Source organism: Stenotrophomonas sp. TWI819 (assembly GCF_039673075.1).
In the GTDB taxonomy this organism is placed as follows: domain Bacteria; phylum Pseudomonadota; class Gammaproteobacteria; order Xanthomonadales; family Xanthomonadaceae; genus Stenotrophomonas; species Stenotrophomonas rhizophila_B.
The window spans coordinates 397664-409921 of record NZ_JBDJKY010000001.1; the positions used below are offsets into that span (position 1 = coordinate 397664).

Here is a 12258-nt window from a genome sequence, read left to right on the forward strand (position 1 = left end):
AAAACGGGGGAAGGAATCATGAGCCCAGCAGCGCCGGCAACGACGAGGCCAGCAACGCGATCCCGGACACGGTGAGCAGGCTGAGCACGATCTGCCGGAACCGCAGGTCGCTGATGCCGATGTAGAGGCGGGTGCCGAGCAGGGTCGGGATCAACATGGCTGGCGCGACGATGGCGAACATCGGCAGCATCTCGCGGGTGACGATGCCGGTCCCGACATAGGTGCCCATGGTCACCAGCAGCATGGACAGGTTGAAGTTCTGGACCACGGAGCGCTGCACGTCACGCTCGTAACCGCGCAGCGTGCACCACAGCGTCGGCAGGGTGCCGGTGAATCCTCCAAGACCGCCCATGATGCCGCCGGCAAATCCCACCACACCATCGGCCGCGCGCCCACCCGCCGTGACACGCGGCAGCTGACGTGACAGCAGCATCGCCGGGCACCACAGCACCAGCAAGGTGCCCAGGATCGCCTTGAGCCAGTTCATGTCGAGCATGGGCAGCAGGTAGACACCCAGCGGAATGCCAGCCAGCCCACCCATAACAAAGGGCAGCAGGGTCTTCAAATTGAAGCCGCGGCGCACGGTGAAGGTCGCCAGCAGCTGGCCGGTCAGGGCGCCAAACACCGAGAGCGTGGCCGCAAGCTTCGGATCCAGCACCCAGGCCCAGAAGGACAGCGCCACCAGCCCGAACGCGAAGCCCGACAGTCCCTGCACAAAGCCCGCCACGATGGCGCCCAACGCCACCACCAGGTAGATCGAATCCACGATGACTCCTTACTGCGCGTCCGCGAAAGCATCCGTCGCGCGCACCAGAGCATCGGCGGTCGCCGGTTCCGTTGCGCTGTGACCGGACACCACCATCTGCAGCGAGGCTTCGGGCCAGGCACAGGCCAGGTCCCACGCGCTGCGCGCCGGGCAGATGATGTCGTAGCGGCCCTGCACGATCACGCCCGGCAGATGCCGGATGCGGTCGATATCGCGCAGCAGCTGCGCATGATCGAGGAAGGCATGGTTGCGGAAGTAATGCGCTTCGATGCGCGCCTTGGCCAGGGTGTGCAGTGGATCATCACCCGACACGGCATCGACGTCGTGTTCCAGCGTGGCCGCGTGATCTTCCCACCCCAGCCAGGCCTGCGCGGCGGCGATGCGGGTCGCTTCGTCCGGGCTGTCCAGGCGACGCCAGTATGCGGCGATCATGTCGCCGCGTTCGTCTTCAGGGATATGCGCCTCGTAGGCCGCCCAGCGCTCCGGGAACATCCAGCGCGCACCGCCGTCGGCCTCGGCGAACCAGCGGTTCTCTTCGGCGCGGCCGAGATAGACGCCGCGCACGATGATGCCGGTGGCGCGTTCTGGATGTGCCTGCGCGTACGCCAATGCCAGGGTCGAGCCCCAGGAACCGCCAAACACCAGCCAGCGCTCGATGCCGAGCAGGGTGCGGATCGTCTCGACATCCGCGACGAGGTGCTGCGTGGTGTTGTCGCGCAGTTCGCCGAACGGCATGGAGCGGCCGCTGCCGCGCTGGTCGATCAGGACGATGCGATAACGTGACGGGTCAAAGAAGCGCCGGTGGGTGGGCGATACGCCGGCACCCGGCCCGCCATGCAGGAACACCACCGGAATGCCGTCAGGAGCGCCGCACTCCTCGACAAACAACGTGTGCAGGTCATCGACCGCCACCTGATGGGTGCGGAAGGGTGTGATCGCCGGGTAGAGCGTGCGCATGGTAGGCGTCCTACGGAAAACTGACGCCACATGATACCGCCCGGGTTCGTCGAGCCGCGTCCGTGACGCGTCACAAAGGCGGCGGGCTTTCCCTGTCGCGCTGAACGCGTGTCCGGTACGCACGCACATTGTCGCCACGGATCCGCCGTTCCTGCGTGCCAGTGATGGTGTCGACCTTGCGATCCGCACCGGTCACCGGTTTGGCTTCGATGGTCGTTTCGTGCTCGAAGGCATGCGATTTGTCGGTATTCCGGTAATACCGATACAACGCCCAGTACAACGCCGTTGCACCGGCGGGGCCGGCGGCAAGCAACCAGAGTCCACTGTCATCACTCATGCGGCAGCTACCAGGAAGAAGAGAACGAGGGCTTCAATGATCGTGCCGGTGGTGAGCGCGGCCAGCAGCAGCTTCCACTGCTGCACGGGCACGCTGCCCATGGTTTCACCGGTGCGGCCATTCACCGCGATGTAGTGCAGCATGCCGCCGTTGCGGCCCGGCTGGTGATACGAGTACAGCCACACCGGCAGGTACATGGAGACCCAGCGGGTGCCGTGCACATCCACCCGCTCGCGCTCCCAGCGCACACCGCGGTCGTACCGGCGTACCGAGCCTTCCACCTGCGCGCGGGCGATCGACAGCAGCTGATCTTCCAGGCGCGGGCGCAGCGTCTCGACGTCCACGTTGCGCTTTTCCGAGGTGAAACCGGCCAGATAGGAGGCGTTCCACTTCAGCGCATTTTTGGTGTCGAACGGCAGGATCGCGTTGATGATGTTGTTGGTGTTGGTCTGCGTATCGAGGTTGCCACGCTCGGCCGAGGATTCCATGGTGAGATCGTCCACGGTGAAATCCACCTGCCGGTCCACCTGGTAGATATCGGCGTCGTAGTAGGTTTTCTTGTTCTTCTCGGTGCCGCGGGTGTACTGCCGTGTCTGGATCTCGCCTTTGCCGGACACGCTGGCGCTGACATTGCTGTCCACGATCATGTAAGGCAGATAGACGCCGGTGACATTCTCCGGCGTGAACTGGTCCTTGAACGCCTTGAGCGCGAACAGGCGGCGCTTGTCCACGAACTGGCGGATCCGCGCGACCGCATCGTCCTTGCTGATATGGAACGGCAGTACCGCATCGGGCACCGCGCCGTTGGAGATCTGTTCGTTGACCCCGAACACATGGCGGCACCAGTGGCAGCGTGCGGTCATCGTACTTTCGGTGTTGATCGTGACTTCGGCGCCGCAACCGGTGCACTTGAAGCTCATCAGGCTGGCGGTATCGGCTTCGATGTCGCGTGCACCGGACGCAATGACCGTGCCGCGCAGCTGATCGATCCCTTCGCCAAACCCGAAGGCCTCCTCAACGCGGTCGCCATGCCATTCGTGACGGCAGAACTGGCAGATCAGCAGATCGCTACCCAGCTTGAGCCGGATATCGCTGGAGCCGCATTTCGGGCAGCGGTTGAGGCCATCCTTGAGCTCTGCCGCCGAGGTGTCCAGGGCCACGGGGTCCGGCGCCTGCACCTCATCACGGATGGGCTGGGGCAGGGTGGCTGGATCGACCGGGAAACTGCCCGGCAGTGGTGGCACATCCCGGGGCGAGCCCGGGCCGGTGACCGGCGTCGCCGGAGAGGGCGGCAACGGTGGCGGGACCGCCGGGATCGGCGGAGGCATCTTGGGGTCGGACATGGTGTCGGTGCGCTCGGTGTCTTACAGCCCCAGCGCCTTGGCCTTGAGCTTGTCGTAGTCGTCCTGGGTGATCAGGCCGAGGTCCAGCATTTCCTTGGCCTTCTTCAGCTTCGCGACCGGATCATCCGCCGCCGGCGCGACCGGCTGCTGCATGCCGCCGACCCCGAGCATGCCCGAGGCCATGCCCACGCCGACCAGGCCGGCAGCACCGCCATTCTCGCCTGCCGACTGGATGCCTTGGGCGACACTGGCCTGCAGGTTGGAATTGCCACGTGAGCCGGCCAATGCATCGGCGCGCTGCACGGTCTTGAGCAGCTCGCGGGTGTTGGCGTCGTACTCGATCGAGACAATGGCGGTCTTGACGATGGCCAGGCCGCGGTCGGACTTCCACTGGTAACCCTGCTCGACGGCAGCGGACAGGCTCTGCGCAAAGCCGAGCGAATCCTGCTGCAGCTTGGTGATGCGGTTGCCCTTGCCCGGATCGTTCGTATACAGGCTGAAGGCCGGCGCGAGAGAGCCCACCACTTCATTGAACAGCTGGCTGGCGGCCGCGTTGTCCAGATCGGTGAAATCGAACACCTGGCCGGGCTGCAGGTAGCTGGCCGGTACGAAGTTCTTCACGAACAGGATCGGATCGATGATCTTCAGCGTGTACGAGCCACGCGTGACCGCGCCGACCTGCGTGCCGAGGAAGCCGTCGTCCCAGTAGATTTCGGACTGCGTGCCGAAGCGGTTGTCCGGCAGCTCCTTCAGTGAGACGAAGAACGCGGCCTGCTGCGACCCCGGCTGGCCACCGAACTTGAAGCGTTCCCAGCTCTGCTTGATCAGCGGGCTGACGAACCCGTCGCCGGCGAAGATCGACTGCGAGTTCAGATCATCCGAGCGCCATTCATAGCCACCCGGCTCGGCGACAAAGCCGGTGATCGCGCCGTCCTGGAACAGCAGCAGGCCATACCCTTCGGGCACGACGATCTTCGAGCCGTTGGTGATGATGTTGGAGGAGGCGCTGGTGTTGGAGCCGCGCCCGGCATTGGTGCCACGCGGCACCGCCGCGAACAGCGCTGCCGTGGAGGGCAGGCCAGTCGGCACGGTGTAGAAATCCTTCCACTGGTCGGCCAGAACACCACCGACTGCCCCTGCCACTGCCTGACGAAGACCCATGACTCACTCCCTGCGATTCGTGGACGGGCACCGTGCCCATCGTGCTCACCGCACTATATCAGCAGCCAGTGCGCCGGTAGTGACCCAGGGCGGGCCAGGCAGCGTGTGCGGCCGCCCGGGGCCGATCAACCGGGCAGGTCGCACTTCAGCTTGCCGTCAACGTAGTACGGCTTGGGCACATTCGGGTTCTCGCTGGTCTTCTCGAAGACCACTTCGAACGAGTCCATATCCGGCGTGCCTTTGCGGTCAGTGCAGGCATCCTGCAGTTTCTTCTTCACCGCCGCGATACCTGCATCGCGATTGGCGCCGTCGGCGCTGTTGGTGAGATTGGCCACTTCGGCAAACGCCACCGGACTGGCGGCGAGCAGGCAGCTTGCGAACGTCGCGGCACACAGCGTCTTCATCAGCACTCCTTTCCATGATCGCGACCCATGACCGGTCGGGGAGGGTCAGCATAAAGAGCGTGGGTTAAGACCATGTCGCGTGGTGGATGTGCAGGCCATCGCGACGGCCTGCACGGTGTCTCTGCCCGATTCAGGCGCTGGTGTGTGTGTGGTAGATCTTGCTGACGACCGTCCAGCGACCCTCCACTTTCAGCAGATTGAAGAAATCCGTGAAGCGGAAGCCGGAGATGTCGTCGGTATCGACCCGGGCACTTGCCGCCGTGCCGACGATGTCGATGCGCGCGATCGCCGCCCGCGCCTCAGGCGAGGGACGAAATGCCGTGTCGATCGTGTCGAACAGACCCTGGATGGGGCCGCCGACGAGTGCATTGTCTGCATCAACGCCGAAGATCGTGGCCTGCTCGCTGAAGGCAGGTTTCATGATGCTGCTCTGGGCCTGTTTGCCGCCCTCGTTGTACTGATTCAGTACGTCGACGATGGCGTTGTAGTCCTGCACGTAAGTCGGGTTGCTCATGGTGAATCCTCTTGGTGTTGGGGTGAGGCGTGGGGGAGGGGGCGCGGCATCATTCGGTGGCAGTGGGCCAGTCGGTGTAGCCCTTGGCGCCGCCGCCGTAATAGGACTCACGCGGTGCGACGGTCAGCTCCGTACCGCGGCGAAGGCGTTCGACGAGGTCCGGGTTCGAGATGAACAGCCGACCGAATGCGACCGCATCGATGCGGCCCTCGGCACGCCGCGAGATGGCCATCTCCAGGTCGTAGTTGTTGTTGCCGATGAAGGCGCCGTTGAACGTGGCACTCAAGGCATCCAGGTCGACGCCCTCCGGAACGCTGCGCGTGGTTGCGGTCGCGCCCTCGACAAAATGCAGATAGGCCAGGTTGAAGCGGTTCAACTGCGTGATGAGGTAGCCGTAGGTCGCCATGACGTCGCTGTCGGGCGGCGTGTTGCCCGCGTCCGGGGTGACGGGTGACAGACGGATGCCAACGCGGTCACTGCCCCAGATGTTCACGACCGCCTCGGTCACCTCCAGCGTCAGCCTGGCGCGGTTCTTGATCGAGCCACCGTAGCCATCGGTGCGATGATTGGTGGAATCACGAAGGAACTGGTCCAGCAGATAGCTGTTGGCCGCATGGACTTCCACACCATCGAAGCCGGCGCGCTGTGCATTGCGGGCAGCCAGCTCGAACTGGGCAACGACCCCGGGGATCTCATCGGTCTCCAACGCGCGCGGCATCGAAACCGGCACGAAGCCGTCGGCGGTGTAGGTGTCGCCCTCGGCCTTGATCGCCGACGGCGCGACCGGTGCCTGACCATCGGGCTGCAAGGCCACGCTGGAGAACCGCCCCACGTGCCAGAGCTGGCTGACGATCTTTCCGCCGGCGGCATGCACCGCATCGGTGACCTGTTTCCAGCCGGCTACCTGCGCATCGCTCCAGAGGCCGGGTGTGGCGGCATACCCGCGCCCTTGGGGCGAGATGTTGGTCGCCTCGGCGACGATCAACCCGGCACTGGCGCGCTGGGCGTAATACGTGGCGTGGAGCGCATGGGGGACACCGTCTTCGCCGTAGCGGCTACGGGTGATCGGCGCCATGACGATACGGTTGGCCAGCTGGAGTGCACCCATGTGGGTGGGGGCGAAGAGATCGGAACGGGACGTGTTGTCCATCACGGAAAGTGAACCTTTATATGTGACCGGTCGTCTAGTAACCAGGTAAAACCCGGTCACGACAGCAGGGTGCGTGACGCGGTCAGTGCGGTGTCGAACGGGGTAGTGGAGTCGTTGAGCTTGGCCAGCAGCGAGGCGCCCAGCCAGAGCTGATACAGCGATTCGGCCAGCTCCGGGGCGGGGATGGCCGGGGAGATCGAGCCATCGGCCTGACCGCGTGCGGCGCAACGGGTGATGCGTTGGATGATCGCGTCGGTGCCCTTTCTGAGTACCGTGCGCATGTCCTCGGACAGGTCGCACATCTCGGGGCCGAGTTTGACTACCAGACACTTGTCGTCGGGGAAATCCGAGCCCTGCGTATCTTTCCAGTACTGGAAGTACCCCACCAGGCGCTCCGCGCCGGCGCCCTCTGCGGTCAACAACCGATCGACCGTGGCCAGGTATGCGGAGAAGTATTCGTCCAGCAGGGCCAGGCCGAACTCTTCCTTGGATTTGAAGTAATAGTAGAACGAGCCCTTCGGCACCCCGGCAGCCGCGACGACCTCGGCCAGGCCCACGGCCGTATACCCTTTGCGGGTCATCAGCGCGCGGGTGACGTCGAGAATGTGCTGGCGCGTTTCGTGGGCGGGCTTCTTCATGGCCCTGACGATACGCAACATCTGACCGGTCGTCTAGTATCGTCGCTGATGCGGGCGGGCAAGCATTCAGCCCCGCCCAGCCGCCTTCCTGACCTCGGCGGCGACCCGTGCCTTGATACGGTCCACCTCTGGACTGTTCGGGCGGGTGTAGTCGAAGGCCTGGATCAGAAACACGGTCTGGTCGCCTGCGGTCACGCAATAGGCGACCAGCGAGCGGCCGTCTCCCGGCGGGGCGGAGACATGCACCACCAGGGTCTTCTGGTCCTGGTCCACCCGGGTGGTGTAACCCACGGCGGTCGCACCACGCGACAGGGCGCTGCGGCAGGCCTGCAGGCTGAGCGTCTTGGCCGGGAAGCGGTCGACGTCGTAGCCCAGACTGAAGTCCTGGGCGCCCGCCGGCGAGATCCCTGCCACCGAGGCCATGATGGCAAGTGCAGCGAATGCTGTTTTTCTCATGCGTATCTCCTGTGCAACCGCGTTGATGAAGCGGCGAAGTGCGTTACGTGCGTACGAATATCTCCACCCGGCGATTCATCTGACGCCCGGCCGGGTTGTCCTTGCCGTCCAACTGGTTGGGGGCGACCGGCTCGGATTCACCGAACCCCGTGGCCGTGGCGTCCTGGGCCGCGCCGCGCTGCCTGAGCGCGTTCACCACCGACGACGCACGGCGCTCGGACAGCGCCTGGTTGTACGCGTCATCGCCCTTGGCATCGGTGTGACCGCGGACGTCCATCCGTTTCGCGCCCACCCCGGTCAAGGCAGTGGCGAGCGTATCCAGCAGGTGGCTGGCATCGGGCCGGATGTCGTGCTTGTCGAAATCGAACAGCACGCGGTCGTTGAGCGTGATCAGGTAGCCGCACGGCGCGCCCGGCGGTGCGAATTTCTTCAGCGGTGGGAACCGACCGGCAGGCTGAAGTCGCGGCATCGGCGGCATCTTCACTGCCCGTGCGGGCGGGCCGATGGTGCCGGTGCCGTCGCCATGATTGGTGATCAGGCCCGCCTCGCCATTCCACGTGCCCGAGCCGTCCGCATTGATGCGCAGCAGGCCCTGCGGGCCATTCCAGGTGCCGCTGCCGTCGCCATTGTTGGTGATCAGGCCGCTGTCGCCGTTCCAGGTCCCTGCGCCTTTGCCATCCAGGCTGATCAGGCCGGCGGGGCCGTTATAGGTGCCCGAGCCATCGGCCTGCACGCGGATGATGGCGCCCTCGCCATCCCCGCTGCCGCCCGCCGTGCCGTTGATGGTGCCGCTGCCATCGGCGTTGACGCGGACCAGGCCGCCCTCGAAGTTGGCGGTGCCGCTGCCGTCCGCATTGATGATGAAGATGCCCTCATCACCGTTGCGCATCAGCTGCCCCGACTCGTCCACGCGGGTGATGCCCCCGTCATTGATGAGCGCGCCACCGCTGCCACAGCGGGCAGGGGAGACGGTTATGCCGTTGACCGGGTCCAGGATCGACTGCATCGAGGTTTCCAGCGCTCGCTGGGCCGGCGTCACCCCGAGGATGTCCGGAACGACGATGTTCGGGACCACGGGAAAGGCGGGTACGTCGCCGGGCGCGTCTTCCTCAGCGACCGCGGATGATGCCGTGACTGCGCTGGGAGGGCCGTCGGGCGGGACGGCGGCAGCCCCATCGGGCGCCTGCGGGGCCTTGGAGCAGCCTGCCATGCAGAGCAGCAGGAGGGGAATGATCGGGAAGGGCAGTTCAGCGTTCGATGGGCGCATGAATCCGGGAGGTCCGCGATGATGACTGGCAGCGAGTCTTGTCCAGCCGGCCTTGAGATCGCGTGAAGCCACAGCGCCCACACCTGGCGCCCGCACGACGCGCAGGGGGGGGAGTGCATCCAAACCGCGCGGCCATCCGTAAACACGGCCATGAACCCCATGTCCCCGATCTGCCGGAACTCGCCTACGATGGACGCTGACCCGTCCACCGCCAGGATGACGCCGTTCGAGGCTGCCCGGATGATTGCCGTTCCCGCTCAACCCAGCCCGGAGCTGAAAACCTGGGCGGCCGACATGGCCGGCGTCGCCACGTCGCGCGATCGAGAGTGCTTCATGCGCATCTACGATCACTTCATGCCGCGCCTGTGCCGCTACCTGAGTGGGTTGGGGGCGCCCGATGGCGTGGCCGAGGATCTGGCCCAGGAAGTACTGCTGAAACTGTGGAACCGGGCCGAGCTCTATGATCCGGCGCGCAGCAGCCTGGGCACGTGGCTTTATCGGGTGGCGCGCAATCTGCATATCGACCGGGTACGTCGCGAACATATCTGGGTGCATGCCCATGAGGTGGTCGAGCAGGCGGCGGAGGAAGAGGACGGTGGCGGCTCGCTGGCCGAACGGCATACCGAGCACGTCAGGCTCAAGCAGCGGCTGGACGAACTCTCCGCAACGCAGGCCCGATTGATCCGGATGTCCTACTTCGAAGCAAAAACCCACGCCGAGATCGCCAACGAGCTGCATATGCCACTGGGCACCGTGAAATCCCATATCCGACGTGCGTTTCTTCAGCTGCAGTCCTTGATGGGAGAGCGGCAGTGAACCCTCGTCACCATCTGGATCCGACCACCGTCCTGGGCTTTGCCACCGGGACCTTGGCCGCGGAAATGTCCGTGGTCGCCGCCGCGCACCTGGAAGCCTGCGCCCACTGCCGGCAGCACCTGCGCTCGGCCGAACGGGTGGGCGGGCTGCTGCTGGAGCAGCAGTTGTCGCCGCCTTCGGCAGAGGATCGCCAGGCCGCACTGCGGCAGACCATGCTGGAGCGCCTGGATACTGCCGCGCCTGCGGGTGGCGTGCATGACGACACGGTGGTCCGCAGCGCCGCTGGTCACGATCCGGATCAACTGCCGGCCGCGCTGGCACCGCATTTCGGGACGTCCTACCGCTCGCTGAAATGGCGCTGGATGGCGCCGGGTGTCCACTGCATCCGTGCACCGGCGCACCCGTCGTTGATCATGCTCAAGATCGCCCCCGGCAAATGCCTGCCCATGCACAGCCATGGCAACAGCGAGCTGACCCAGATTCTCCGCGGCGCCTATGACGATTCCCTGGGGCATTTCGCCCCCGGCGATGTGGCCGATCTGGACAGCGACGTCGAGCATCAGCCCGTGACCACCCCCGGTGTGGCGTGCATCTGTGTGTCAGCGCTGGATGCGCCGCTGGTCTTCAGCGGGTGGTTCGCGCGCAAGCTGCAGCAGGTGTTCAAACTCTGACGGGGCGCGGTGTGATCGCGGCCTGTTCGAACACCTGCATCACCGCGGCCGGCGCCATGGGCCGGGCAAGCAGGTAGCCCTGGACTTCGTCGATCCCCATCGCGGCCAGTACATCCACCTGCGCCTGATGCTCGACGCCCTCGGCCACGGTGAGGTAGCCCAGCTCGTGCGCAAGATGATGAATGGCAGAGACCTTGGCGCGGGCGCGCGAGCTGCTGGCGATGCCATCGATCAGTGACTTGTCCAGCTTGACGGTGTGGATGGGAAGGTCGGACAGGTAGCTGAAATTGCTGTAGCCACTGCCGAAGTCATCAATCGCCACCGTGATGCCGGCCTGTGCCATCGCCGCGATGTGGCCGATGGCCGGAGACCCCGGACGCAGCCATTCGCCTTCGGTGATCTCCAGTTCGATCATCGAGAACGGCAGCGTCCTGTGCTCAAGTTTGCTGCGGATGTCATGCCAGGCCGAGGCATTGGACAGATAACTGCTGGACAGATTGATCGAGACGGGAATGTCCTGCCCTTGGGCGCGCCACGCCCGGACCTGATCCAGCGCCGTGTCCAGCACCCAGTTGGTCACCTCATCGATCAGTGCGGTCCGCTCGAAGACCGGAATGAACTCGCCCGGGCTTATCGGCCCCAGGGTGGGGTGGTTCCAGCGGATCAACGCTTCGGCCGAGACCGGGCGCCGACCGTCAAGGGTGAAGCGCGGCTGGTAGTCCAGATGGAAGTCGCCGTTCTGCAGGCCGCGTTCGGCATCCGAGGCCAGGCGGTAGGCGCGGTGCATCTTTTCGTCGCGCTGTGCGGAATACCAGCAGAATGGCTGCCGCGCGTCGAACGCGCCATGCATGCTCACCAGCAGCCGCCGCAGCAGGTCGTGGCTGTCTTCTTCATCCGGATCGACCGCACAGATGCCGGCATGGAAACGGGGGGACATCGGGACCGCGGCGGCCATCAGCGGACGCAACATGCGCGTTCTCAGCTCCAGCACCAGGCTCTCGACGTGGCCTGCGGTCGGCATCTCGACCACGAAGGCGAACCGGGTCACCCCGACGTGGTACACGGTCGCGACGTCCTCCAGCGCGGTGCGCAGCCGGACGCCGGCACGCCGGATCAGGGCTTCCAGCGGGCGCAGGCCCAGCACCTGGCCGACCTGGTTGGCCCGCGGAATGTCGAGGATGTCCACCGCAACGGCATACGCCGTTCCTTCGGCGCATCGCGCGAGGATGCCGGGCAGATCCGCATGGAACTGGTGCCGGCTTGGCAGCCCACTGGTCGGGTCGAGGTTGCCGGAAAGGTTGCGTAGTTCAAGTTGCGCGATCACCAGCTCGGCCAGAGTGGCCAACTGCTCCTGATCCCGCTCGTCAAAGGTGCGCGGGCGGGTGTCCATGACGCACAGCGCACCGATGGCCACGCCATTTTTAGCCACCAGCGGCGCGCCCGCATAGAAACGCAGGTGGGGACTGTGCGTCACCAGCGGGTTGTCGCGGAAACGCGGATCCTGCTCGAGGTCCGGGACGACCAGAACGCCGCCGGAGGTGACAGCGTGGGCGCAGATCGACGAGCGCATGTCGGTCTGCGCCATGGGTAGACCGATCCGGGAAATGAAGCGCTGCTTCACATCCCCCAGGACCGAGACGAAGGCCACCGGCGCGTTGAACGTGTAGCCGGCAAGCGCGGTGATCCGGTCCAGCGCGGGCAACGACGCCACGCCGTCGACCTGCATGGCGCAAAGCACCGCGCGTCGTTCATCCAGGGGGGAGGGTGGGGGGCTCATT

At 65.4% G+C, this 12258-nt stretch carries 14 protein-coding genes; 2 read left to right on the forward strand and 12 right to left on the reverse strand.

Translation table 11 applies throughout. From position 1 onward, the window contains the following. Positions 1-16: 16 nt before the first annotated feature. The 11 genes from ABE463_RS01730 to ABE463_RS01780 form a co-directional block, all read right to left on the reverse strand. Positions 17-766, reverse strand: coding sequence for a sulfite exporter TauE/SafE family protein (locus ABE463_RS01730; protein ID WP_346467037.1), 750 nt, complete (start codon positions 764-766; stop codon positions 17-19). 9 nt (positions 767-775) lie between these two features. Continuing rightward, on the reverse strand, positions 776-1723 hold the full coding sequence (gene pip, locus ABE463_RS01735; RefSeq protein ID WP_346467038.1) for a prolyl aminopeptidase: 948 nt from the start codon (positions 1721-1723) through the stop codon (positions 776-778). A 70-nt stretch (positions 1724-1793) separates the two neighbouring features. After that, positions 1794-2060 carry a hypothetical protein gene (locus ABE463_RS01740; protein ID WP_346467039.1) on the reverse strand — a complete coding sequence of 89 codons (267 nt, stop codon included), beginning with the start codon at positions 2058-2060 and terminating at the stop codon, positions 1794-1796. Next, positions 2057-3403: a TFIIB-type zinc ribbon-containing protein gene (locus ABE463_RS01745; RefSeq protein ID WP_346467040.1), complete on the reverse strand. Its 1347-nt coding sequence runs from the start codon at positions 3401-3403 to the stop codon at positions 2057-2059. The genes ABE463_RS01740 and ABE463_RS01745 overlap by 4 nt, the downstream gene beginning before the upstream one ends. 21 nt (positions 3404-3424) lie before the next feature. Beyond that, a complete protein-coding gene (locus ABE463_RS01750) occupies positions 3425-4564 on the reverse strand; it encodes an SPFH domain-containing protein (protein ID WP_346467041.1) in 1140 nt (379 codons plus the stop codon). Between the two features lie 125 nt (positions 4565-4689). Continuing rightward, a complete protein-coding gene (locus tag ABE463_RS01755; RefSeq protein ID WP_346467042.1) occupies positions 4690-4968 on the reverse strand; it encodes a hypothetical protein in 279 nt (92 codons plus the stop codon). Positions 4969-5098: 130 nt separating this feature from the next. Continuing rightward, entirely contained in the window at positions 5099-5482 is a 384-nt protein-coding gene (locus ABE463_RS01760) for a nuclear transport factor 2 family protein (protein ID WP_346467043.1), read from the reverse strand. A gap of 49 nt (positions 5483-5531) precedes the next feature. Beyond that, entirely contained in the window at positions 5532-6632 is a 1101-nt protein-coding gene (locus ABE463_RS01765) for an alkene reductase (protein WP_346467044.1), read from the reverse strand. Positions 6633-6688: 56 nt separating this feature from the next. Beyond that, positions 6689-7270, reverse strand: a complete 582-nt coding sequence (locus ABE463_RS01770; protein WP_346467045.1) for a TetR/AcrR family transcriptional regulator — start codon at positions 7268-7270, stop codon at positions 6689-6691. Between the two features lie 66 nt (positions 7271-7336). Further along, positions 7337-7726, reverse strand: a complete 390-nt coding sequence (locus ABE463_RS01775) for a DUF6180 family protein (RefSeq protein WP_346467046.1) — start codon at positions 7724-7726, stop codon at positions 7337-7339. A 43-nt stretch (positions 7727-7769) separates the two neighbouring features. Beyond that, on the reverse strand, positions 7770-8993 hold the full coding sequence (locus ABE463_RS01780) for an OmpA family protein (protein ID WP_346467047.1): 1224 nt from the start codon (positions 8991-8993) through the stop codon (positions 7770-7772). Between the two features lie 189 nt (positions 8994-9182). Here ABE463_RS01780 and ABE463_RS01785 point away from each other — a divergent pair, with 189 nt between their 5' ends. After that, on the forward strand, positions 9183-9809 hold the full coding sequence (locus ABE463_RS01785) for a sigma-70 family RNA polymerase sigma factor (protein ID WP_259260014.1): 627 nt from the start codon (positions 9183-9185) through the stop codon (positions 9807-9809). After that, positions 9806-10480 carry a ChrR family anti-sigma-E factor gene (locus ABE463_RS01790; RefSeq protein ID WP_259260015.1) on the forward strand — a complete coding sequence of 225 codons (675 nt, stop codon included), beginning with the start codon at positions 9806-9808 and terminating at the stop codon, positions 10478-10480. The genes ABE463_RS01785 and ABE463_RS01790 overlap by 4 nt, the downstream gene beginning before the upstream one ends. Here ABE463_RS01790 and ABE463_RS01795 read toward each other — a convergent pair. Next, the gene (locus tag ABE463_RS01795) at positions 10470-12257 is read right to left on the reverse strand and encodes a sensor domain-containing phosphodiesterase (RefSeq protein ID WP_346467048.1); all 1788 of its coding nucleotides are present in this window, start codon (positions 12255-12257) and stop codon (positions 10470-10472) included. The two genes, ABE463_RS01790 and ABE463_RS01795, sit on opposite strands and share 11 nt — an antisense overlap. Position 12258 lies beyond the last annotated feature (1 nt).

Coding starts and splice junctions, on each gene's coding strand:
- pip (WP_346467038.1), bottom strand. CDS start 1,723: ATGCGCACGCTCTACCCGGCGATCACACCCTTCCGCACCCATCAGGTG.
- ABE463_RS01740 (WP_346467039.1), bottom strand. CDS start 2,060: ATGAGTGATGACAGTGGACTCTGGTTGCTTGCCGCCGGCCCCGCCGGT.
- ABE463_RS01745 (WP_346467040.1), bottom strand. CDS start 3,403: ATGTCCGACCCCAAGATGCCTCCGCCGATCCCGGCGGTCCCGCCACCG.
- ABE463_RS01750 (WP_346467041.1), bottom strand. CDS start 4,564: ATGGGTCTTCGTCAGGCAGTGGCAGGGGCAGTCGGTGGTGTTCTGGCC.
- ABE463_RS01755 (WP_346467042.1), bottom strand. CDS start 4,968: ATGAAGACGCTGTGTGCCGCGACGTTCGCAAGCTGCCTGCTCGCCGCC.
- ABE463_RS01760 (WP_346467043.1), bottom strand. CDS start 5,482: ATGAGCAACCCGACTTACGTGCAGGACTACAACGCCATCGTCGACGTA.
- ABE463_RS01765 (WP_346467044.1), bottom strand. CDS start 6,632: ATGGACAACACGTCCCGTTCCGATCTCTTCGCCCCCACCCACATGGGT.
- ABE463_RS01770 (WP_346467045.1), bottom strand. CDS start 7,270: ATGAAGAAGCCCGCCCACGAAACGCGCCAGCACATTCTCGACGTCACC.
- ABE463_RS01775 (WP_346467046.1), bottom strand. CDS start 7,726: ATGAGAAAAACAGCATTCGCTGCACTTGCCATCATGGCCTCGGTGGCA.
- ABE463_RS01780 (WP_346467047.1), bottom strand. CDS start 8,993: ATGCGCCCATCGAACGCTGAACTGCCCTTCCCGATCATTCCCCTCCTG.
- ABE463_RS01785 (WP_259260014.1), top strand. CDS start 9,183: ATGGACGCTGACCCGTCCACCGCCAGGATGACGCCGTTCGAGGCTGCC.
- ABE463_RS01795 (WP_346467048.1), bottom strand. CDS start 12,257: ATGAGCCCCCCACCCTCCCCCCTGGATGAACGACGCGCGGTGCTTTGC.